15 protein-coding genes are annotated in these 21,491 nt (G+C 66.4%); 4 read left to right on the forward strand and 11 right to left on the reverse strand.

Annotated features, from left to right (window positions below; translation table 11 throughout):
• Positions 1-3 precede the first annotated feature (3 nt).
• The gene (locus tag G3I74_RS06840) at positions 4-2,703 is read right to left on the reverse strand and encodes a DUF349 domain-containing protein (protein ID WP_164210823.1); all 2,700 of its coding nucleotides are present in this window, start codon (positions 2,701-2,703) and stop codon (positions 4-6) included.
• An 81-nt stretch (positions 2,704-2,784) separates the two neighbouring features.
• Positions 2,785-3,993 (reverse strand): TraB/GumN family protein, encoded by a 1,209-nt coding sequence (locus G3I74_RS06845; RefSeq protein ID WP_164210824.1) that lies wholly within the window; start codon positions 3,991-3,993, stop codon positions 2,785-2,787.
• 151 nt (positions 3,994-4,144) lie between these two features.
• Here G3I74_RS06845 and G3I74_RS06850 point away from each other — a divergent pair, with 151 nt between their 5' ends.
• Positions 4,145-4,708 (forward strand): carboxymuconolactone decarboxylase family protein, encoded by a 564-nt coding sequence (locus tag G3I74_RS06850; RefSeq protein WP_164210825.1) that lies wholly within the window; start codon positions 4,145-4,147, stop codon positions 4,706-4,708.
• A gap of 78 nt (positions 4,709-4,786) precedes the next feature.
• A complete protein-coding gene (locus G3I74_RS06855) occupies positions 4,787-7,471 on the forward strand; it encodes a GNAT family N-acetyltransferase (RefSeq protein ID WP_164210826.1) in 2,685 nt (894 codons plus the stop codon).
• Positions 7,472-7,477: 6 nt separating this feature from the next.
• On the opposite strand, the gene G3I74_RS06860 is transcribed toward G3I74_RS06855, so the two are convergent.
• From G3I74_RS06860 to prmC, 8 genes are all read right to left on the reverse strand, one after another.
• On the reverse strand, positions 7,478-8,401 hold the full coding sequence (locus tag G3I74_RS06860) for a 2-hydroxyacid dehydrogenase (protein ID WP_164210827.1): 924 nt from the start codon (positions 8,399-8,401) through the stop codon (positions 7,478-7,480).
• Positions 8,402-8,426: 25 nt separating this feature from the next.
• The gene (locus tag G3I74_RS06865; RefSeq protein WP_164210828.1) at positions 8,427-9,695 is read right to left on the reverse strand and encodes an amidohydrolase family protein; all 1,269 of its coding nucleotides are present in this window, start codon (positions 9,693-9,695) and stop codon (positions 8,427-8,429) included.
• Positions 9,685-11,193: an amidohydrolase family protein gene (locus tag G3I74_RS16095; protein ID WP_164210829.1), complete on the reverse strand. Its 1,509-nt coding sequence runs from the start codon at positions 11,191-11,193 to the stop codon at positions 9,685-9,687. The genes G3I74_RS06865 and G3I74_RS16095 overlap by 11 nt, the downstream gene beginning before the upstream one ends.
• Positions 11,193-12,800, reverse strand: coding sequence for an amidohydrolase family protein (locus tag G3I74_RS06875; RefSeq protein ID WP_164210830.1), 1,608 nt, complete (start codon positions 12,798-12,800; stop codon positions 11,193-11,195). The genes G3I74_RS16095 and G3I74_RS06875 overlap by 1 nt, the downstream gene beginning before the upstream one ends.
• Positions 12,801-12,871: 71 nt before the next feature.
• On the reverse strand, positions 12,872-13,633 hold the full coding sequence (locus tag G3I74_RS06880; protein ID WP_164210831.1) for an EAL domain-containing protein: 762 nt from the start codon (positions 13,631-13,633) through the stop codon (positions 12,872-12,874).
• 73 nt (positions 13,634-13,706) lie between these two features.
• On the reverse strand, positions 13,707-14,072 hold the full coding sequence (locus tag G3I74_RS06885; RefSeq protein ID WP_164210832.1) for a hypothetical protein: 366 nt from the start codon (positions 14,070-14,072) through the stop codon (positions 13,707-13,709).
• Between the two features lie 7 nt (positions 14,073-14,079).
• Entirely contained in the window at positions 14,080-16,215 is a 2,136-nt protein-coding gene (locus tag G3I74_RS06890) for an FAD-dependent oxidoreductase (protein WP_164210833.1), read from the reverse strand.
• Between the two features lie 40 nt (positions 16,216-16,255).
• Positions 16,256-17,116, reverse strand: a complete 861-nt coding sequence (gene prmC, locus G3I74_RS06895) for a peptide chain release factor N(5)-glutamine methyltransferase (protein ID WP_164210834.1) — start codon at positions 17,114-17,116, stop codon at positions 16,256-16,258.
• 160 nt (positions 17,117-17,276) lie between these two features.
• Here prmC and G3I74_RS06900 point away from each other — a divergent pair, with 160 nt between their 5' ends.
• Positions 17,277-19,289 carry a TonB-dependent receptor domain-containing protein gene (locus G3I74_RS06900; protein WP_164210835.1) on the forward strand — a complete coding sequence of 671 codons (2,013 nt, stop codon included), beginning with the start codon at positions 17,277-17,279 and terminating at the stop codon, positions 19,287-19,289.
• 100 nt (positions 19,290-19,389) lie between these two features.
• Positions 19,390-20,805, forward strand: coding sequence for a substrate-binding periplasmic protein (locus G3I74_RS06905; RefSeq protein WP_203594596.1), 1,416 nt, complete (start codon positions 19,390-19,392; stop codon positions 20,803-20,805).
• 21 nt (positions 20,806-20,826) lie between these two features.
• Here G3I74_RS06905 and G3I74_RS06910 read toward each other — a convergent pair whose 3' ends face one another.
• Complete coding sequence (locus G3I74_RS06910) at positions 20,827-21,465, reverse strand: glutathione S-transferase family protein (RefSeq protein WP_164210837.1); 639 nt, start codon at positions 21,463-21,465, stop codon at positions 20,827-20,829.
• Positions 21,466-21,491: the final 26 nt, after the last annotated feature.

The raw sequence follows: 21,491 nt of genomic DNA on the forward strand, positions 1-21,491 counted from the left end.
GGGTCAGCCGAGTCCGACCATGCCCTCGATGACCTCCCGGGCGCGCTGGAAGCGTCGGAGCAGCTCGGCGTGATCGCCCGGCGGGTGGGGCAGGGACTGCAGCCAGCGCGACTGCAGCCCGGCCATTTCTGTCGCCAGGTCGGGCTGGCGCTCGCGCTCGCTCATGCGCCGGGCCAGCCGTTTGACCTGGTAGTCCATGCGCAGCTGCTGGTCAGCTTCCGGGGTATCCAGGCCCGACAGAAATTCCATTTCAACCGCCACCTGGCGGGCGGATTCCAGCCCCTGCCCGGCCAGGGTCCTGAGATGATCGGCGTCGAAATCGGGCCGTGCGATGGCGCTCGCCCGGGCTTGCAGTGCAGCGCTTGTTGCGTCATCGCCCGGCGCGACCGCCGGAATCCGACCGGACAGATCGCCATGTTCGCCCTCGCAGCGTTGCCGCCACAGATCCTGGACCGCCGCGGCGAGCGACCACAGGCGGTCGCGCTCGCGCGCCTGGGCCTGGGTGCGCTGGGCTTCACGGCGCTGCGCCAGTTGGCGCTCGGCTTGCTCGAAGCGCTGGTTCAGACGCTGCGGGCGTCCATCCTGGTGAAGCCACTGCTGCAGCAGGCCGTTGAAGCGACTGGCGGCGGCTGCGAGTTCTTCATCCGGGGCCCTGGCCAGTTCCTCGGCCTGGACGCACAGGGCCTCTAACTCGGCGAGCGCCTGCTGGTCCGCCTGGCGACGCTCGGTTTGTTCACCCTTGAGTTTCTCGAACAGCGGATCGATGGGCTCGCGAAACTTGCGCCAGAGCTGCTGCTCGACCCTGCGTCGGCCGGCGCCGGCGCGCTGCCATTGCTGCTGCAGGGACTTGGCCTTTTCGACAGCGGTTTTCAGGTCTTTCTCGTGCGCGAGCGCGCGCGCTTCGGCGACCAGCCGGCGCTTGTTCGCCTCGACCGTGTCGAACAGTTCGTCCAGACGCTTGGACAGCTGGTCCATCAGCGCTCTCAAGGACGCCGCCGAAGCCCCGCGTGACTTGGGCGGCAGGTCATCCATGCGGCGGATGGCCTGACGGGCCTTGCGCATGAAACCCAGCAAGTCAGCCGGGCTGCTGTCGGCGCTGGCGGCCGCGGCCTGCCCGGCATCGATGAAAGCGTGCAGCGTTTCGAGGTTGTCTTTCTGGACCTGCTCGCGCTTTTCAAAAAAGGGCCGGGCGGCCTCGAACGCTTGTTTGCAGGCGCTCTGGAACCGACGCCATTGCCCGGAAGGGGCGGCGAAGCGGCGCTTGTCGCCAGGCAGGATTTCCAGCGCCTCCAGCCGCTTCCACTCCGACCGGGCTTTCTTGAGCGCAGCGGTGATCGCATCGGGATGTTGTCCGGAACCGGGCAGGCTCTCGACCTGGACAATGAGTTCGTCGCGGAGCTTGTTGTTGGACCAGTGCTGCCAGTCGCGCATTTCTTTCAGCCGGCCTTCCATGCGCTGCAGGCGCCCCCCGGCCGGACCGGGCCGCTGGCGCGGGGGCAGGCGATCGAAATCCCGCCGCAGGCTGCGGATCTGTTCGTGTGCCCGGCCGATTTCGCCGGCCTCCAGTGAAGCGGCAACGCGCTCCAGGCGCGGCTCGAAGTCAGGCGTTTCCCGAGCACCGTTGGCGGCGCTTTTTGCGTCGGTTTCGCTCGCTTGTCGAGCAACGCGCTGCTGGATCTGGGCCTGCAGTTCGCGCAGCAGCGGCAACATGTCCTGCTTGAGCTGTTCGTCGGCGGTGGTCGGGGCGCCGAGCGCGTTCCAGGCCCGATCCCAGTCCGCCAGCATTCTGGCCGGCTCGATTTCGCGCCCGCGTCGAATACCGGTCCGGATATGGTCGGCAGCGGCGGCCAGAGCGGAATCCGGCACCTCTGGCTCGGGCGCCGGCGTTGCCGGGTTGTCGTCGGGTTCCTCCGGCGTGCCTGCCGAGCGTTGCCGGGCCGCCTCGGCAATGCGCAGCGCGCTTTCAAACCGATGCGCCAGCCCCTCGGGGTGGTCGGATATGGCCAGCCAGCGCTGGCGCAGGTCTTCGCTTATTTTTGCAGCCTCGCCGCTGAAGTTGCCGCGCGCCAGTTGTTCGGCCTCGTGGACCAGCCGCTCCGAGGCCGCTTGCCCGGCCTGGATCTGGCCGCTTGCGCTCAGGATACCTTCCAGTGCCTCGACTGCGGCCCGCGCGCGGCGTTTGTTGCGCCCCCGCAGCGCCGCGATGACGCGCTCGAGCGTCGAGGTCTGCTGCAGACGGGGGAGGATCTCGTCGGCCAGGGTATCGTCGGGTTCACTGGCATAGCGGTCGCCGAGGAAGCCCTGGGCATCGATCCGTGCCAGGGCCGCGCGCCGCAGGGCCAGAGAGGGCGCGCTAGCAGCGGTCTTGCGAACCAGCGCGGCGTCTTCGACCCGTTCGAACCATTCCAGGCGCGCGGATTCGAGCGTGGGCTCATCGGACTTGAGAATCGAGCGGGCGAGGAAACGGTCAGCGGCCTGGAGGATGTCCGGATCACTCTCGCGCAGGCGCGCGTCCAGCCAGAAAGGCTCGGTGTCGATCCGTTCCAGGGCCGCCAGCCGGACCTTTGCATCGTCATCGTGCTGGGCGATTTGAGCCAGTTCGGCCTTCAGTTCGGGATCCTGATGCTGTCGGACCGCGGCGGCGCGCGCCTCCGGATCCTTTTGCTGCCAGGGTTTTTTGAGGAATTTCGAGCGCAGGTTCATCCGGTCGTTGACTTGTCCAGCTTCAGGCCTGCATAGAGTAACGCGCCGGCTCCAATCCGACTACCGGCCCGGGTGGTCCGGTCATTCGACGAGTTGCTGGACCATGCGGAAACCCGCGATCCAGGTGCCCGCTGCCGAGCCCAGGTTGGACAGGAAAAACACCACGAACACCCGGGAGACGCGATTGTTGAACCAGCCGGAGAGTCGGACGACGTCGTCGCGCAGGGATTCGAAATCCGCCACCCGGGGCTTGCGCAGCCAGGCCTCGACGGCACCGGTGACCATGCCGGCACCGATGGTGGGGTTGAGCGAGGTCAGCGGCGCGGCAAACAGCGCGGTCAGCACGGTCAAAGGGTGGGCGCGGGCGATCAGCGCGCCCAGTGCCGACAGCGTTCCGTTGATCACCACCCAGGTCAGCACCAGCGAAAGCCCGAGCTCCGGAGAGCGCGAGAAACCGATCCCGAAGCCGGTCAGCACCGCGACCAGGATGATCCAGGGCAGGGCCTTGAGCACGCGCGACGGCGGCGGCATGGCGTCCAGTTCGCGCACCTGGCTTTCCGGATCGGCTTGCGTTTCCAGGGCAGTGGCCGTGCCGGCAAGATGGCCGGCGCCCAGCACCGCCAGCACCCGTCCGCTGGATCGGTCGGCGTTTTCCTGGCGCAGGCGAGCGGCCATGTAGCGATCGCGTTCCGCGATCAGGGCCTCATACAACTCAGGGCTTGTTTCGGAGAACTCGCTGAAGGTCTGGGTCAGCAGATCGCCTTCCTTGAGTTGCTCGATATCCTGCTCGCTGATCTCGTCGCGCGAAAACAGCGACAGGAACAGGCCGTTGATCATCACCCAGCGCTTCCATAAAGAAAGTCGCCGGCTGGCCCGCCGCAGGGTGACGCCGATCTCGCGATCGATCAGCTGGATCGGCACGCCGGCGCGTTCGGCACCGGCGATGGCGGCCTTCATCTCCGCGCCCGGTTCGATCCCGAACTGGTCGGCGATCCGGCGCTGGTAGGCGCCCAGCGCCAGCGACGCCATCATCATCCCGGCCTTGCCCTGACGGAGGATGGAAAACAGGTTGAGGTTGCGCCAGCTTTCACGCTCGGTCAGCGCCTGGTAACGCGACGGGCACAGCTCGATCGCCACGGCATCGTAGTGGCCGCTTTCGATCAGGCGCTCGACCGCTTCGGCGCTGGTGCGCGAGACGTGGGCCGTGCCGAGAAGGGCGTAGTCGACGCCGTCGCGCTGGACGTGTCGGACCGGTTCGTCGCCGAACAGGTCGGAGGGTTGGACGGTCATGGATGCACGAGAGGTTGCCAGGACAGCTTGTCAGTGTAGACGCTTGGGTCCGGAGATTCTTGCTGTCGGGGCTCGCCAATGGCCGCCAGGCGCGACGCCGATTGCGGTGAATGCGACAATGTCGCCTTTCTGCCCCGGCTTTTGGTCCGCCATGTCGAGAATCCCGTCGAAATCCCTCAACGAGTATCCCTGGTACGTTCGCTTTTTTCTCAAACGACAGCGTCGTGTCTACGGGGAAATCCTGGCGCCTTCGCTGCTGTGGGGACGCCTGCCCGGCGCCTTTGTCGGCATGCTGGGACTGCTGGGCATTTTCAACAGCAAACGCTATCCGGTCGACGGCCGTCTGCGGTCTCTGGTCTCCATTCGCATCGCCCAGCTCAACGGCTGTCATTTCTGCGTCGACCTCAACGCCTACAATTTTCTCAAGGCCCGCGGCGACGAGGCCCGGGCGGCGGCCGTGGCTGACTGGCGCGATAGTGCGCTGTTCGATGACGCCGAGCGGGCGGCGCTGGACTGGGCCGAGCAGGTCACCGAGCGATGCGCCGCCATCGACGAAACCGCGCCAGGCAGGCTGCGCGAGCACTTTTCCGACGACGAGATTACCGGACTGACCGCCTGGATCGGTTTTCAGAACATGAGCGCCAAGTTCAACGCCGCGCTGGGCGCTGAACAACACGGATTCTGCGACCTTCGCCAGCAATCGGAAGATCGCTGATTCATTGCAATTTGTGCATTGCACACATACAATGGCGTATGGTGTCATAAGGCCAATCATCAAGGACAGGGCAACCCAGTGAACCGTCATTTTCTCGACCAGATCTTTACCGCCCACCATGTCGCCGTGATTGGCGCCAGCGAACGCGAAGGTTCGCTGGGTTCGATCGTCTTCAGCAACCTGCGCGAGGCCGGTTTCGCCGGCGAGTTGTACCCGGTCAACCCCAACCGGTCGGAAGTGCAGGGCTGCAAGGCCTGGCCGGACGTCGCCTCGATCGGCGAAGACATCGATCTGGCCGTTATTGCCACGCCGGCCGCCACCGTGGCCGATGTACTCAGACAGTGCGGCGAAGAAGGCGTGACCGGTGCGCTGATCCTGTCGGCCGGATTCGCCGAGCTGGGCCCGTCCGGTAAACGCCGTCAGCAGGCCTTGGTCGAGATCGCCCGCGAATACAAGATGCGCCTGATCGGGCCCAACTGCCTGGGCATCATGCGTCCGTCCCAGAAGATCAATGCGACCTTCAGCCGCCACAACGCCGCACCCGGCAACCTGGCGCTGATTTCGCAGTCCGGCGCCATCTGCACGGCCATTCTGGACTGGGCCGAGGGCCAGGGCATCGGCTTTTCGGTTGTGGCTTCGACGGGCAACGCCGCCGACGTCGACTTCGGTGACCTGCTGGATTACCTGGCCATGGATCCCGAGACCCGGAGCATCCTGCTGTACGTCGAAGGGATCCATCATTCCAGGCGCTTCATGAGCGGCTTGCGCTCGGCCGCCCGCATGAAGCCGGTCATCGTGATCAAGTCGGGTCGGCACGAAGCGGGCTCGCGCGCGGCCATGTCCCATACCGGTTCCATCGTCGGCTCTGACGATGTGTTCGATGCCGCGCTGGAGCGCGCCGGCGTGGTTCGGGCCGACTCCATCTACAACCTGTTCTCGGCCGCGCGCATCCTGTCCAGCGGTTACCGCGCCGACGGCAACCGCCTGGCCATCGTGACCAACGCCGGGGGGCCGGCGGTGATGGCGACCGACCGGGCAGTGGAGCTCGACATCGGGATGGCCGAACTGTCTTCCACCACCATGGACACGCTCGGCAAGGCACTGCCGGAACAGTGGTCTCACGGCAACCCGGTCGATCTGCTGGGCGACGCCGATCCGGAACGCTACCGGGCGGCGGTCACCGCCTGCCTGGACGACGATCAGGTCGACGCGCTGCTGGTCATGCTGACCCCGCAGGCCATGACCGACATCGACGGCACGGCGCGCGTGGTAAGCGAGCTGGCTGCAGGCAGCCGCAAGCCGCTGCTGACCTGCTGGATGGGCGATGTCCAGGTGCGATCGGCCAGGGCACACTTTGCCGAGGCGCACGTGCCGCACTTCACCACGCCGGAAGCGGCGGTGGCGGCGTTCGGGTACCTGGCCGCCTACGGGCGCAACCAGCGGCTGTTGATGCAGGTGCCCGGCCCGCTGACCGACCGCTCGCCGCCGGATCTCAAGAGCGCACGCATGATCATCCAGGGCGCGCTGGCCGACGGGCGGTCGACGCTGAGCACCCTGGAGAGCAAGGCCGTGCTTTCGGCATTCCGCATACCGGTCACGGCCAGCGCTCGCGCCGCCTCGCCCAGCGAGGCCCTGGTCGCGGCCGGCAACGTCGGATACCCGGTGGCAATGAAGATCGACTCGCCCGACATCACCCACAAGTCCGACGTCCACGGCGTGCGGCTGAACATCAGCAGTCCCGAGCACGTGCGCAATGCCTACCTGCACATGGTCGAGCAGGCCGAACGCCTGCGGCCGGACGCGCGTATCGACGGGGTCACGATCGAGAAGATGCACGACAGTCCCTACGGCCGTGAACTGCTGGTGGGCGTGCTGCGCGATCCGGTCTTCGGGCCGGTGGTCAGCTTCGGCTCGGGCGGAACCCGGGTGGAAATCCTCAACGATCGGTCGGTGGCGCTGCCGCCGCTCAACCGCGTGATCATTTCCGGCATGATCGAGCGCACCCGCGTGGCCCGCCTGCTGCAGGAATTCCGCAACATGCCGGCGGTCGATCTCAAGGCGCTGGAGAAGGTTCTGCTGCGGGTCTCGGAAATGGTCTGCGAACTGCCGGAGATCCGCGAAATGGACATCAACCCGCTGATTGCCGACGAGCGCGGTCTGATGGCGGTCGACGCCCGCATCTCGGTCGGGCATCCCGACACCGCCATCGGGCGCTACGAGCACATGTCCATCCATCCCTATCCGGCCCACCTCGTGCGTCAGGCCCAGATGCCGGAGGGCGTCAACCTCACTATTCGACCGATTCGTCCCGAAGACGCCGAGATCGAGCGGGAGTTCGTGCGCAATCTTTCGCCGCAGTCACGCTATTTCCGCTTCATGCAGGCGGTCAGCGAACTGACCCAGGCCATGCTGGTGCGCTTCACCCAGATCGACTATGACCGCGAAATGGCGCTGATCGCCGTGCGCGAGGATGACGACGGCAGCGAGACCCAGGTGGCGGTCGCCCGGTATACGGTCAATCCCGACCAGGACAGCTGCGACTTTGCCCTCACGGTGGCCGACGACTGGCAGGGACGCGGCATCGGTTCGCGTCTGATGCGTGAGCTGATGGACGTGGCGCGTTCGCGCGGCCTGAGTCTGATCGAAGGCGAAGTGCTGGCCGACAACCACAACATGATCTCGCTGATGCAGCGACTGGATTTCAGCATCGCCACCGACGCCCAGGAACCGAGCCTGCGCCGGGTGCGCAAGCGTTTGCACTGAGAAACGTCAATAACCGAGGCTGCGGTCGACCGCGTCCAGCGGTGGCTGCCCGGCCGCCACGCGGCGCCAGCTTTCGATGATCAGCCCGGCGGCTTCCTCGTCACCGGTCACGCTGGCGCAGTGGGGTGTAATCTGAATGGCCGGGTGATGCCAGAACGGATGGCCGTCTGGCAGCGGCTCCTGGGCGAACACGTCCAGGATCGCAGCCCCGGGTCGGCCGTGATCAAGCCCGGCGAGCAGGTCGGCCTCGACCAGGTGAGCTCCGCGGCCGACGTTGACCAGCACCGCACCCGCTCGCATGCGCTTGAACAGATCGGCGTTGAGAATGCCGCGGGTCTGGTCGGTCAGCGGCAGCAGGCAGATCAGGTAATCGCTCCATTCGGCCAGCGCGAAAAGGCCCGAGCGCCCCGATTCGACCCTGATCCCGTCCAGCGGCCGCCCGCTGCGGTTGAAAGCGCGTACCGGAACATCCAGCGCCTGAAAGGCCCGGAGCGCCGCGCCCGCCATGTTGCCGGTACCCAGTAACCCGATTCTCGGCGGGTCCGCCGGCGCCCACGGCGACCATTCCTCACGCGCCTGTGCCTGGCGGAAACGCGCCAGGCGACGCCAGTGGCCGAGCACCTGGGCGAGCAGATAGGCGGCCATGTCAGCGGCCAGCCGCTGCCCCGCCAGCCGGCCGACGCGCATGCCCGGCGGCAGGTCGGGGTCGGCCAGTACGTGTTCGGCCCCGGCGCCAAGCGAGGAAACCGCTGCCAGCCCTTTCAGTTGCCGAAGCAGACCGGGCGGTTGCTGCCACAGCACGGCAAAGCGGATGGCGGCCGCTGGCCCGGTCTCGGGCCAGATTCGCACGTCGATCGAAGGGTCCTGACGCCGAATGGCGGCGGCCAGCCCGGCGCTGTCGCGGCCGGGTGTCACCAGCAGAACGGTCATGTCGGAAGAGGCGTCGCGCCTGGTCTCAGCGCGCTTCGGCCTGCTGGTGCTGCCGGTAGCGCTGGTACAGGCGCCGGTGCCGATCGCGCATCAGGTCGTACTCGGCGCCGTCGATCCAGACCCTGCGGATTTTGGTCATGGGCTCCAGCGGGTCACCGGTGGCAGCGAACAGGCTGGCCTGCTTCCCGGGCTCGATCGAACCGATTTGGTCGCCTGCGCCCAGGATCTCGGCCGGCCACAGGGTCACGCTTTTGAGCGCCGCGTCTTTCGGCAGACCGTGGGCTGCCGCGCTGCCGGCATGGAAGGGCAGGTTGCGCGCGTTGGCCACGTCCATGCCGCCGCCACTGTCGCCGATGGCGAACAGCACGCCGGCCTGGTGCAGCCGGTCGGCGGCGACGTAAGCCATGTCATAGGCCTCCCAGCGCCGGACCGGCATGTTGTAGACGCCGCGGAGGATGACCGGGATACCGTCGGCCGCCAGCCGCTCGGCGGCGTACTGGACATCGGCGTTGGCGCTGAGGATGACGCGCTTGAATTGCTGGGCCTCGGCCCAGTCCAGCGCCGTCTCGATGACCGCGATGCCGTTGGCGTGGATCATCAGCGGTACTTCGCCGGCCAGCAGCGGACCCAGCGCTTCGAGCTGGTCGTTGCGGGCCGGACGAGGGGCCTCGCCGCGCGCTGCCGCAGCTTCGGCGGCGTGCCAGTGGCGGGCTTTTTCCAGGGTTTCGTCGATCAGCGCCAGGTCTTCGTTGTCCTCGTCGCCGGCCGCGCCGGACGGAAAGGCCAGGTGCATCGCGGTGGGGGTTTGCAGGACCATTTCTTCCCAGCTCCAGCCGTCCAGGCGCAACATCGCAGAGGTCCCCCGAATCAGGCCGCCGCCAGGCATGATATGGGCATTGAGCACGCCGCCGGCGACCGCCACGGGCAGCAGCGCGGAGTCGTGGTTGACCGAGACTTCGGCCCGCAGCGCGGCGTTAATCGAGCCCATTTCATCGGTGTCGACGCTGCCGGGTACGCTGCTGATTTCGGTCAGGCCGAGCTGGGTCGCCGGGTGAACGAAGCCCGGGTACAGGTGGAGGCCGGCCAGATCGATGACCTCGGCGTCATCCGGGATCGGGAGATCTGCGCCGACCGCCTGGATGCGCTCGTCTTCGATCAGCACGACGCCGTTTTCAATGGCTTCGGCGCTGACCGGGTGCACGGTGGCGCCGACCAGCGCGGTGATGTCTGCCGGGGCCGGGCCGGCCAGCAGCAGGGCGAAGAGAATCAGCAGGGAACGGGCTTCAGTGATCATGGAGGATGCAGTACTCGTCATGGTCCAGTTCGGATGCGCGGTAGCCGGTCAGGTGAGAGGCAAAGCTCATCGTCCGGCGGCGTTTTCCCGGATCGGCATCGCTGTCGGTTTCGCTTTCAGCGTTGCCCTGTTCGTCGTCGGAGGATTCGTCCTCGCTGGCCTGGGCCAGCGCAATCAGCTCCGCGTGTTCGGCGGCGAGAGATTCACGCATGCGCTCATCGGCGGCGCGGTCGAAATAGCGCCGTCCGTCGACCCAGGTCTGTTCGACCCGGCTGTAGACCGACAGCGGATGGCCGTTCCAGAGCACGAAGTCGGCGTCCAGTTCCGGCGCCAGACGACCGGTGCGTGCGCCCACGCCGAGCTGATCGGCCGGGAAGGCGGTGATCAGTTGCAGGGCGGTGTGCTCGTCGAGATCACCGTAGCGCACCGCCTTGGCGGCCTCCAGGTTCATCCTGCGCGCCAGTTCGGGGTTGTCCGAATGCAGCCCGGTCAGCACGCCGGCCTGGTGCATCAGCGCCGGGTTGTAGCCGATGGCGTCGATGGCTTCCTGCTTGAAAGCCCACCAGTCGATGAACACCGAAGCGCCGGCGCCGTGGGCGGCCAGCTGCGGCCCGATCTTGTAGCCTTCGAGCACGTGCTGGAAGGTCCGGATGGTGAAATCGAACTGCTCGGCGATGCGCATCAGCGCCAGCATTTCGTCGGCGCGATAGGCATGGCTGTGGACGTCGCGCTCGCCGTAAATGACTTCGGCGACGGCGGCCAGGCGATGGTCGGGCCGGGGGGGAACCTGGTCGCGACCGGCGCGGCCTTCGGGATGATTTTCGTGGGCGCTGCGGTAATCGGCCGCCTGCTGGAACAATTCCCGAATGATCTGCTCCACGCCCTGGCGGGTTTGCGGATAGCGCGGTGTGTCGTTGTTCCAGTTGCTCTGCTTGGGATTCTCGCCCAGGGCAAACTTGATGCCTGGCCGCGCCGCATCGAATACGAGCTCTTCCGGCGGCGCGCCCCAGCGCATCTTGATCACGGCCATCTGACCGCCGATGGCGTTGGCCGAACCATGCAGCAGGTTGATCGCGGTCACCCCCCCGGCCAGCTGGCGGTATATGTTGATCGATTCGGCATCGATCACGTCGCGGATGCGTACGTCGGCGGTGCTGATGCGCGACGACTCGTTGACCCCGCCGATGATGGCGGCGTGCGAGTGGGCGTCGATGATCCCCGGGGTGACGTGCATCCCGGCGGCATCGATTTCGACCGCGTTGGCCGGTGCGTCAAGCGATTCGCCGATGGCGGCGATGCGGCCGTCGCGAACCAGCAGGTCGACGTTTTCCAGAATGCCCGCACCGGTGGCCGTCCAGACGGTGGCGCCGCGCACGACCACGGCGCCCGGCTGCGGCGGCGGGGCGCTGTTCCAGGCTTCGATATCCGGCGTCCAGTCGGCCAGCGCGGGCAGGGTGACGAAGGCGGCAATCGCCAGGGCAAGGGTCAAACGCTTCATCAGATGGCCTCCTCGTCGTCGGGTCGGGCGCTGCGCTGGCCGCGCACGCTGAATTCACCAAATGGCCCGCTGCCGCTGCCGCGGGCGCGCTCACCGTCGATGTCCAGACGAATGGAGATCGTTCCGCTGCCGCCAAAGCGGCCGCCGTCAATAGTGGCAATCACGCGCTCGCCGCTGACCCGGACCTCGTTCAGGGGGCTGTCGTTACCCATCACGCTCAGCGTGCCCGTCATGCTGGTGGGCGCGCCTTCCAGCGCCAGGGTGGCCTCGACATCCCCCATCCCGCCCAGTCCGAGAACCAGATCCCAGGTGCCCGCCGGATCCACGGCCGGCGGCTCCAGCGAGGCCAGTACGTGCCGCTGGCCGTCCACCCACACCTCGGTAATCGCCGGGTTTTCGGTCAGCAGGTCGCCCTCGACCACGATCAGGTTGGCCATCATCCCGGGCCGAATGCGGCCGGCCCGATCCTCCAGCCCCAGCCAGCGCGCAGGCTCGGTCGTGACCGCTGCCAGCGCCGCGTCGGGGTCAAGTCCGCGCTCAATGGCAACGGCCAGCCGGGCGTAGACCTGCCCGGGCGCGGACAGCCCGTGGCTGGTCACCATCATTGGAATCCCCGCCTCGAGTATTCGGGCCGGGTTTTCCGGCGCCTGGTGCCAGTGCCGCAGCGCTTCCAGCGAGACATCGCGCTCCTGGCCTTGTTCGATATCCGGCGCTTCGGGGAAATTCAGCGGCAGAATGTGGCGCACCGGCCGCTCGGCAAGAGCGTCCAGGCGCTGGTATTCGGCCCCGTGACCGACGATGGCGAGATCGATGTCACCGGGCGGAATGAATTCCAGAATCCGCAGGGTATCGAGCAGATCCTGCGATTCGAACACCATCGGGGTTTCCCCGGCCAGCGCCGGGCGAAGGTCATCCAGGCCTTCCAGCCACTCGGGTCGGGACTGGGCCGGGTTGCGCTGCATGGCCGCCCGGGCCTGCGCCTGCCAGCGCGCATCATCCATCGTCTGACGGACCAGGGCGACGGCACCCATCAGGGAATTCGGAAAAGATCGGCCTTCGGCGCGATCGGCAAAGCTGACGAATTGACCGAACTGGCTGCTCAGGCGATTGACGCCCAGCCCGGCGTCGCCGGTGTTGGTAATGACCCCGTGCCCGCGCAGCAGTCCGATGTCACCGGCCATTAACGCGGTCGTGAATCCTGCCTGGCGGAGCTCGCCGATGCGCTCTTCCGGCCAGTCGCTTGCGGTGATGCGTCGATCCGGCTGCACGAGGGCGTGGCGGCCCGGTGGCACGGCATCGTCCTCAGGTTCGGGGAACTCGATCGGCAGATACGGCTCGATCAGGCCGGGATAGACCACCATTGGGTCCTGGCCGTCTTCGCGCGGAAACTCATGGACCCGGGCATCGGGCGGGACGCTGGCATCGGCGCCGACCGCTTCGATGATGCCGTCGCGGACAATGACGCTCCCGGATTCGATGACCTGTCCCGGGGCGGTGACAATGCGAACGCCGACCAGGGCGTGGACATCAGGCGTGGGCTGGCGCAGCTCCGCGGCGGGCAGGTTGAGCGCTGCGAGCAGCGCGAACAGAAAAAGGGCGATACGCAAGACAATCTCCGGATCACGAACGGAACCAGCGCCGAACCATACCCTCTGTTGGTGAATTTGTCACCCGCTGTTCAGCGCCGGCCGTCATCCAGGTCGGGTTGAGTAAAGAAAAAACCCTGGAAGTACTCCACCCCTGCCTCCTGAAGCCAGGCGAATTCCGCGGCGGTTTCGATGCCGCCGGCAATCAATCGGATACCGAGATCCCGACAGAGGCTTTGGCAGCCGCGCACGATCGCCTGGCGCTGAGCCGACTGCTCAACGGCACCGGTCAGGGCCCGATCGAGTTTGATCTGATCGGGGGCGAATGCCGCCAGCGCGCACAGGTCGGCATGATGACGCCCGACGTTGTCGGCCAGCGTGCGCAGACCGGCCCTTTTCAGGATGCGCCCGATATCGGCCATCTGACTGCGCGTTCCAAGCCGCTCCAGGCCGCCGATCTCCAGCACGATGCGGTCGCTGTCGATTCGGTAGCGGCGGGCCATGTGATGGGTGACCTCGCACACCTGAGCGATGTTGGCGCTGCGGATTTCAGCGCAGTTGAGGTGCAGATCCAGATCGATTTCGTCACGTCCGGCCGCCTCCAGGGCCCGGATGCGGCAAGCCTGGTCGAAGGCGAAGCGGTCTTTCTGGGCGACCCGGCTGATGACGGTGGCGGCGGCTTCGCCGTGCAGGCCACGGACCAGCGCTTCGAAGGCAATGACTTCCAGCTCGCGGGCATCGATAATGGTTTGAAAAGCGAACTGGATATCGCTGCCCACCAGTTCCTGGTACTGGCGAATGTGATCGTGCAGGTCGCCACCGCAAGCCGCTGGATTTTCGACGTGCTGGTTCATGCCGCCCTCCTGGCTTTTTCTGGCCGCTGGTGAAGGCCTCGAGGACGCCATGATAGCGCGAGTCAAAGGCCGTTCAGTCGCGCGGTCCACTGGCTCGCCAGATGCGTCGCTGATAAAGCATCCAGCCGATCAACACCAGCAGGGCGACGGCCAGCAAGGGCTGATGCTCGTCTCCGTAGCGCTGAACGCCGACCATGATCATGACGCAGCCCAGACCACACAGCGAAGAAACGATCACCGGGTGCTCTTTCGTCGCCGGTTTTTTCAAGCGCAGCAAAAACACCAGCGGCGTGCCGGCACAAACCATGAGGCCCGCGGCGATCAGCGCCGGGGTTGCGGGATCCATAAGCTTCATCCCCGCATACAGCACGACGCCGGCCAGAGCAGCGCCGAACAGGCCGGTAAGCCTGCGTTCGAGTCCGGGGCCCGGCAGCGACATCGAGCTTTTAGCGCCGCCGCCAGGAAAAGAAGCGCCGCGCCCAGCGCAGCGCGGTTTCCGGCTGGTTGGCTTTTTTCCAGACGCCGGCGGCGAACTTGTTGCCCTCAGCCCAGGTGGGGTAGACGTGGATCGTCCCCAGGATCTTGTTCAGGCCCAGGCCGTGCTTCATCGCCAGGACGAACTCGGCCAGCATTTCCCCGGCCTGGGCGCCGACGAGGGTGACGCCGAGGATGCGATCCTTGCCGGGTTCGGTCAGGACCTTGACCCAGCCGTAGTCCTCGCTTTCGGCGATTGCCCGGTCCAGATCGTCGAGGCCATAGGTGGTGACTTCCACGTCGATTCCGCGCGCCGCGGCCTCCTGTTCATTAAGCCCGACACGCGCGACTTCAGGGTCTGTGAAAGTCACCCAGGGGATGACCCGGTAATCGGTGCGGAATGACCAGAAGGGCCGGATCAGGGCATTGACCGCCGCGGTCCAGGCCTGGTGTGAGGCCACGTGGGTAAACTGGTAGGGTCCGGCGGCGTCGCCGCAGACATAGATGTTGGGAAAGTTCGTGCTCTGCAGGCCATCGGTCTCGATCCGTCCCTGTTCGGTCACCCGCACACCGATCTGTTCCAGCCCGTATCCTGAAGTCCGGGGTTTTCGGCCCAGGGCCACGAGCAGGTGATCGAAGGCAAAGCGAACTTCACCGCCGTCTTTTTCACAGACCAGCTCCCGGGCGTTTTCCACCCGCAGCGCCCGGTGCCCGGTGGCAACGGTCAGGCCTTCCTCGCGCAGATGGTGGGTGAGCAGGTCGCCGGCGTCGGCATCCTCGCGCGGCAGGAGACGATCGCTCATTTCCACCACGGTCACCTCCGAACCCAGGCGAGCGAAGGCCTGGGCCAGCTCGCAGCCGATCGGACCGCCGCCCAGAACCACCAGGCGCTCGGGCAGTGTCTCCAGATCCCACAGCGTGTCGCTGGTCAGGTAGCCGCTGTCGGCCAGCCCGGGCAGGTCCGGCACCAGCGGTTCGGCACCGGTGGCCAGCACGATGGCCCGGGCGGTCAGGCGGCGGCCATCGACCTCGACTTCCCAAGGCGAAACCAGCCGCGCCTTGGCCTGAATCACGTCCACGCCCATATCCCGGTAGCGCTGAGGAGAATCATGCGGCTCGATCCGCGCGATGACTCGGCGAATCCGCGCCATGACGTCGCCGAAGTCGATCTCCGCGGTCATTTTGCGGATGCCGTAGCGCTGGCTGTCGCGGGCCTCGGCCAGGACGCGGGCGGTTCGAATCAGCGCCTTGGACGGGACGCAGCCGGTATTGAGGCAGTCGCCGCCCATCTGGTTCTTTTCAATCAGGGCGACCCGGGCCTGGACCGTGGCGCCGATGTAGGCTGACACCAGGCCGGCAGCGCCAGCGCCGATGACCACCAGGTTGTAGTCGAATGCGGCCGGTTTGACAAAGCCGCGGTAGACCTTGCGATAACGGAGTACGCGCAGCAGCCAGCGCAGGATCAGCGGCAGCAGTCCAAGCAGCACGAAGGCCCCGATCAGGCCCGGGGAGAGAATGTCGCCGGTGGATTCGATCTGCGCCAGCTGGGTCCCGGCGTTGACGTAGACAATGGTCGCCGGCAGCATTCCGAGCTGGCTGACCCAGTAATAAGTCCAGGTGCGGATGGGCGTCAAGGCCATGACCAGGTTGATGACCCAGAACGGAAACGCCGGCACCAGCCTGAGGGCCAGCAGATAAAAGGCGCCGTCGCGCTCGACGCCCTTGTTGATGGCCTCCAGGCGCCGGCCGAAGCGTTTCTGGATCGAGTCGCGGAACAGGAAGCGGGCGGCCAGAAAGACCAGCGTTGCGCCGATGGTGCTGGCGAACGAGACCGCGACCGTACCCCACAGCACGCCGAACAGCGCGCCGCCGGCGATGGTCAGCACTGCCGCGCCCGGCACCGACAGCGCAGCCATCACGATGTAGACCAGCATGTAGACCGACAGCGTCAGCGCCAGATTCTGCTCGGCAAAGCGGAGCAGGCTGTCGCGCTGGCCGCGCAGCGTATCCAGGTTGAAGTACTGTCCCAGGTCCAGGGCAAAGTACGCCGCGATGGCGGCGATAAAAAGGGCGATCAGAAGCAGGCGCAGGGCCAGTTGCTTGGTCATTTCGCGGCAGACTCGTAACGGCGGGTGAAGAATAGACCGGTCATGGAGAGGCCGGATTGCGCACCATTGTGCATCCCGCCGCGCATCGGCACGCGAGCGTGACGCGGTCGATGCCGGCGAGATCGCGATGCGTCGCGATTTCTGCCAGGCCGCTCCGGGCCATCAGGCCGGCTACGGCCGGGCCCTGATCGTGGCCATGTTCTACGATCAGCCAGCCGCCGGGTTCGAGGGTCTCCCGAGCCTGGGCGATCAGGCGCTGGATGATCGCCAGGCCGTCAGCGCCCGCGCTCAGGGCGCAGGCCGGTTCGTGGCGCAGATCTCCGCGCGCCAGATGCGGATCGCCTGCCGCCACATAGGGTGGATTGCTCACGATGGCATCAAAGCGTTCCCCGGCCACGCTCCCTAGAAGATCGCTTTCGAGGCGGCGGACACGCTCCAGGCCGAGCCGTTGTGCATTGCTTGCACATACCGCCAGCGCGGCTGGTGAAAGATCGACCGCCGTGATCTCCCAGGCCGGCCTTTCGGCGGCCAGCGTGAGGGCGATGCAGCCGGAGCCGGTACCGACATCGATCAGACGACAGGGTCCAAGGGGCAGGCGCTGCAGCGCCAGTTCGATCACAAGCTCGGTTTCCGGTCGGGGAATCAGAACACCAGGGTTTACGAGAAAATCGCGCCCGAAGAATTCGCGCGAGCCCAGAATATAGGCCACCGGTTCACCGGCAAGCCGGCGTTGAACCAGGGTTGCCAGGCGTTCAGCGGCCGCGTGGGGCAGTTCCTCATCGGCGTGGCCGTAGAGCCAGGCACGCGGCCTGTCCAGGCTCTGCGCCATCAGCAGCTCGGCTTCCAGCCGGCTTTCGAGCTGCCGCCCGCAGCAGCTCAGCAGCTCGCCAATCACGGGCATGATGGTCTCTCGAAAGTCATCTGCGCGATGCTAGGCTTGCGCGTTGTTTTGAACGTGATCCAAGACGGTCATCAGCATGCAACCCATCCGACAAGTTCTGAGTGTATGTCTTTTATGCCTTTTCGGCGCAGCCGCACAAGCGACCGCGCAGGAGGCCGAAGTGGCCACGCGATCGCCTGACAATGATGACGATGCCAATCTTGCCGAAGCGCCGCAGGATCGGGTCAACGTGACCGTCACGCGTCTGGATCGCGAGCTTCTGGACGCGCCGGCGGCCGTCAGTCAGGTGGGTGAGGAGGCGCTGCAGACCGCCCGCCAGCAGCTGCAGCTCGACGAGACGCTCAATCGCGTGCCTGGCGTGTTCTTCCAAAACCGCTACAACTTCGCCCAGAACCAGCGCCTGGCCATTCGCGGTTTCGGCGCGCGCTCGCCGTTCGGTATCCGCGGCATTCGCCTGCTGGTCGACGGTTTCCCGGAAACCCTGCCCGACGGCCAGGCCCAGGTCGACGGCATCGACCTGGAGTCGGTCACCGAGGCCGAGGTTCTGCGCGGGCCCAGCTCCGCCCTGCACGGCAACGCCGCGGGCGGCGTGATCAGCCTGCGCACCGAGGACGGCCGCGGTCTTGCCCCCGAGCTCGAACTCCGGACCACCCTTGGCAGCTACGGATTTGAACGCTACGGCATCCGCGCCGGCGGTCAATTCGAGGACTGGAACGCCTACTTAAGCGCCTGGGACCTGAGCTACGACGGCTACCGCGAGCAAAGCCGGACCGACAAGCGCCTGCTCAACGCCCACCTGGGCCGCCAGCTCGATGGCGAGCGCCGTATCGGGCTGGTGCTGACGCTGCTCGATCAGCCGCGCGGCGAGGACCCCTCGGCGCTGACCCGGCAGCAGGCCGAGGAAGATCGCACAGCCGCCGGTGGCCAGGCGGTGCAGGTCGATGCGCGCCAGGTCGTCGAGCAGTACCGGCTCGGCCTGCGCTTTGAAGATGCCGCGTCGCTGCCCGGCGAGCTCAGCGCCTACGCGTTCGTCGCCGGGCGCGACTTCTTCCAGCAGCTGCCGAGCTCGTTTTTCCCCAGCCTGATCGAGTTCGATCGCGATTTCGCCGGCGGCGGCGCGCAGTACACAGACGAGTTGCGTTTCGGTTCCCTGCCGGCCCGCTACACCCTTGGCCTGGACCTGGCCCGCCAGCGCGACGATCGCCGGCGCTTTACTGTCAGCCCCGGCGGCCAGCGGCAGGACCAGACCCAGGACGAGCTGCAGCAGGCCGACAACGCCGGCCTGTTCGGCCAGATCGATCTGGATTTGAGCCGCCGCTGGAGCGCCTTGCTCGGCCTGCGCCACGACCGCATCGAGCTCGATATCGACGACCGCTTCGGCGATGGTTCCGGCAGCGGTCGCCGGAGCTTCGACGAAGCCAGCTGGACGGCGGGCCTGAACTATCGCATGGAGCCGGATCAGCAGCTGTACTTCAACGCCGGCACCGCGTTCGAGACGCCGACGTTCACCGAGATCAAGGACGCGGCCGGGGGCGTGGGCTTCAGCCGCGCGATCGAGCCGCAGCGCGCCCGCAACCTCGAGCTAGGCTTCCGCGGCCGCTGGAGTGAGCGCTTGAGCCTGGACGTGGCGGCGTTCCGTGTGAACACCCGCGACGAGATCATCGTCGTGGCTTCCGAAGACGGGCTGAACCTGTTCGACAATGCCGGACGGACCCGGCGCGACGGCGTCGAGCTGGCCCTGGAGTACGAGCTGGGCGGCGGTCTGACGCTGAACGCGGCCTACACCTGGTCGCGTTTCCGCTTCGAGGAGTTTCGCGATGCCGGCGAGCGCTTCGACGGCAAGCGCATGCCCGGACTGCCCGAACACCTGCTGTTTGCCGAGCTGGCCTGGCGTAGCGGGTCCGGACTGTACGCGATCGTCGATACGTTGGCGGTCAGCGAGGTCTATGCCGACAACGCCAACTCCGAGCGCGTGGCCGGCTATGGCCTGATCAACGCTCGTCTGGGCCGTGCCTTCGATCTGGGTCAGCAGCGGCTGGAAGTCTTCCTGGCGCTGAACAACCTGACCGATCGTCGCTACTTCAGCAACGTCCGGGTCAACGCCGCCCGCGGTGCCTACTACGAGCCGGCGCCGGAAAGAAACGTTTTTGGCGGGGTCCGGCTGGGCTTTTGAATTATCCTGAGGGGGGTCAAAGGCCACAACAAATTAAAGGGAGGATCGGATGAATCCGCATGTTTCCAGATTGCAGGGGGTGATCGCAGTCATCGCATTGATGGCTGGCTTCCCGGCCCTATCGGATGCCACGGCTGCAGGGACCGAGCTGCGTTTTCTGACCGAGGATTTTCCGCCGCTGAGCATGACCGAAGATGACCAGGCCACCGGCCAGGCCGTGGAACTGGTCCGCGCGTTGATGGCCGAGACCGGGACCGGTGGCGACATCGAGGTCATGGCCTGGAGCGAGGCCTACCAGACCGCGCTCGAGGGTGACGATACGGTGCTGTTTTCCACCGTGCTGACGCCTGAGCGCAAGGACCAGTTCCAGTGGGTGGGCCCGACCGCCGAGCTGCACACGGCCCTGTACGCGCTGGCCGGCAGTGATATCGAGATCAACACGCTGGCCCAGGCCCGCGCCGTTGAACGCATCGCCACCGTGACCGATTACTACTCGGACGAGGCCCTGGCCGCGGAGGGCGATTTCGACAATGTGGTTCGCTTCGCTGACGAGGGTGAGGCGGCCCGGGCACTGCTGGACGGACAAGTGGATCTGATGGTGGCCGGCAACACCAGCCTGCCGGCCGTGCTCGAGGCGCTGGGCTCGGACATGTCGGCGGTTCGGCCGGTCTTTGCCCTGTCGACCGACCTGACCTATCTCGCGTTTGCACCGGAAATACCGGAGGAAACGGTCGAGCAATGGCAGGGCGCCCTGGATGCAATGAAGGCCGATGGCCGCTTCGCCGAGATTTACCGGCGATGGCTGCCAGCCGAAGAAGCACCCGGGCGGATGTACCTGGTGACCGAGGAATATCCCCCGATCACGTTCATGCAGGAAGGCCGGCCTGGCGGGTTCGTGACCGACATGGTGCGCCAGATGGCGATGGAGATCGGGATCAGCGACAGCGTCGAGCTGACCTCCTGGAAAAACGCCTACAACCTTGCCCTGCTGCACCCCAACGTGGTGTTGTTCAGCGCCGAGCGCACCGACGCCCGCGAGCCGTTGTTTCACTGGGTCGGGCCGGTGGGTCAAAATTCCGCCATTCTGTACGCCAGAAGCGGTGGTGACATCGAGGTCGACTCGCTGGCCGATGCCCGTGCTGTCGATGCCGTCGCCACCACGACCGACTGGTTCACCGAGCAGTTCCTGCAAGAAGAGGGCTTCGACAACCTGGTCGGCTCACCGGACCCGGGCGACAGCGTGCGGCGTCTGATGGACGGAGAGGCCAACCTGGCGATATTCACCGACATCACGGTCGCTGACATCGTCGAGCGCGCCGGTTACTCGATGGATGATCTTGAGCCGATGCTGGCGGTCAGTCAGACCGATTTCTACATTGCCCTGTCGCGCGATACCGACCCGGCGATGGTTGCGCGATGGCGCGAGGCGCTGGCCGAACTCAAAAAGGACGGACGTTTCGAGCGCATCTATCGCAGCTACGTGCCCGAGGCTGATCTTAGCGGCCTGCTGGACTGAGCGCTGCGCTTGCCCGGGTGGTCAGTCCCTCCGGGCAAATGCCGGCCGACTGGCGAGCTGGCGGTGCCAGCGCTGGAGACTTGTCAGTGTCTCGGGGAGATTGGTCCGGATGCCCCAGGCGGCAAACTCCAGGGTGACCCAGGCGGTGATGTCGGCCAGGCTGAAGCGATCGCCCGCCACGTAATCGGAGTCTGCCAGGCGTCGATCCAGATCTTCCAGGAACCAGCCGTAGCGCTGCACGCCGCGTTCGGCCAGTTCGGGGATCTGGGACACCCGTCTTGGTCCGGTGAGCGCACGGTCGCTCATGGCTTTTGAGCGGTTGCGGAATCCCTCCATGACCGCCAGCAGGCCGTTGGTCTCGATCCAGTGGTTGCGTTCCAGCACCATGGCCCGTTCCAGCGGCGAGCGCCCAAACAGCGCGGGCTCGGGGTGGACTTGCTCCAGATAGTCGCAGATGGCGATCGGCTCGACCAGGCAAGTGCCGTCGTCGAGCACCAGCGCCGGGACCGTCAGCGCCGGGTTGATGGCGGCGAACTCCGGCCGAAGGTGCTCGCCGGCGCGCAGGTCGATGGTCTGGCGCGGGATATCCAGCCCTTTCTCGGCCAGAAAGAGTTGAACTCGGCGCGGGCTGGGCGCGTCTGGGTAGGTGTAGAGCTTCATGTGCCGGGACGGTTTAACATGGGGAT

Origin of the sequence: Wenzhouxiangella limi (assembly GCF_010499265.1) — a bacterium.
In the GTDB taxonomy this organism is placed as follows: Bacteria; Pseudomonadota; Gammaproteobacteria; order Xanthomonadales; family Wenzhouxiangellaceae; genus Wenzhouxiangella; species Wenzhouxiangella limi.

Coding starts and splice junctions, on each gene's coding strand:
- G3I74_RS06840 (WP_164210823.1), bottom strand. CDS start 2,703: ATGAACCTGCGCTCGAAATTCCTCAAAAAACCCTGGCAGCAAAAGGAT.
- G3I74_RS06845 (WP_164210824.1), bottom strand. CDS start 3,993: ATGACCGTCCAACCCTCCGACCTGTTCGGCGACGAACCGGTCCGACAC.
- G3I74_RS06850 (WP_164210825.1), top strand. CDS start 4,145: ATGTCGAGAATCCCGTCGAAATCCCTCAACGAGTATCCCTGGTACGTT.
- G3I74_RS06860 (WP_164210827.1), bottom strand. CDS start 8,401: ATGACCGTTCTGCTGGTGACACCCGGCCGCGACAGCGCCGGGCTGGCC.
- G3I74_RS06865 (WP_164210828.1), bottom strand. CDS start 9,695: ATGATCACTGAAGCCCGTTCCCTGCTGATTCTCTTCGCCCTGCTGCTG.
- G3I74_RS16095 (WP_164210829.1), bottom strand. CDS start 11,193: ATGAAGCGTTTGACCCTTGCCCTGGCGATTGCCGCCTTCGTCACCCTG.
- G3I74_RS06880 (WP_164210831.1), bottom strand. CDS start 13,633: ATGAACCAGCACGTCGAAAATCCAGCGGCTTGCGGTGGCGACCTGCAC.
- G3I74_RS06885 (WP_164210832.1), bottom strand. CDS start 14,072: ATGTCGCTGCCGGGCCCCGGACTCGAACGCAGGCTTACCGGCCTGTTC.
- G3I74_RS06890 (WP_164210833.1), bottom strand. CDS start 16,215: ATGACCAAGCAACTGGCCCTGCGCCTGCTTCTGATCGCCCTTTTTATC.
- prmC (WP_164210834.1), bottom strand. CDS start 17,116: ATGCCCGTGATTGGCGAGCTGCTGAGCTGCTGCGGGCGGCAGCTCGAA.
- G3I74_RS06905 (WP_203594596.1), top strand. CDS start 19,390: ATGGCTGGCTTCCCGGCCCTATCGGATGCCACGGCTGCAGGGACCGAG.
- G3I74_RS06910 (WP_164210837.1), bottom strand. CDS start 21,465: ATGAAGCTCTACACCTACCCAGACGCGCCCAGCCCGCGCCGAGTTCAA.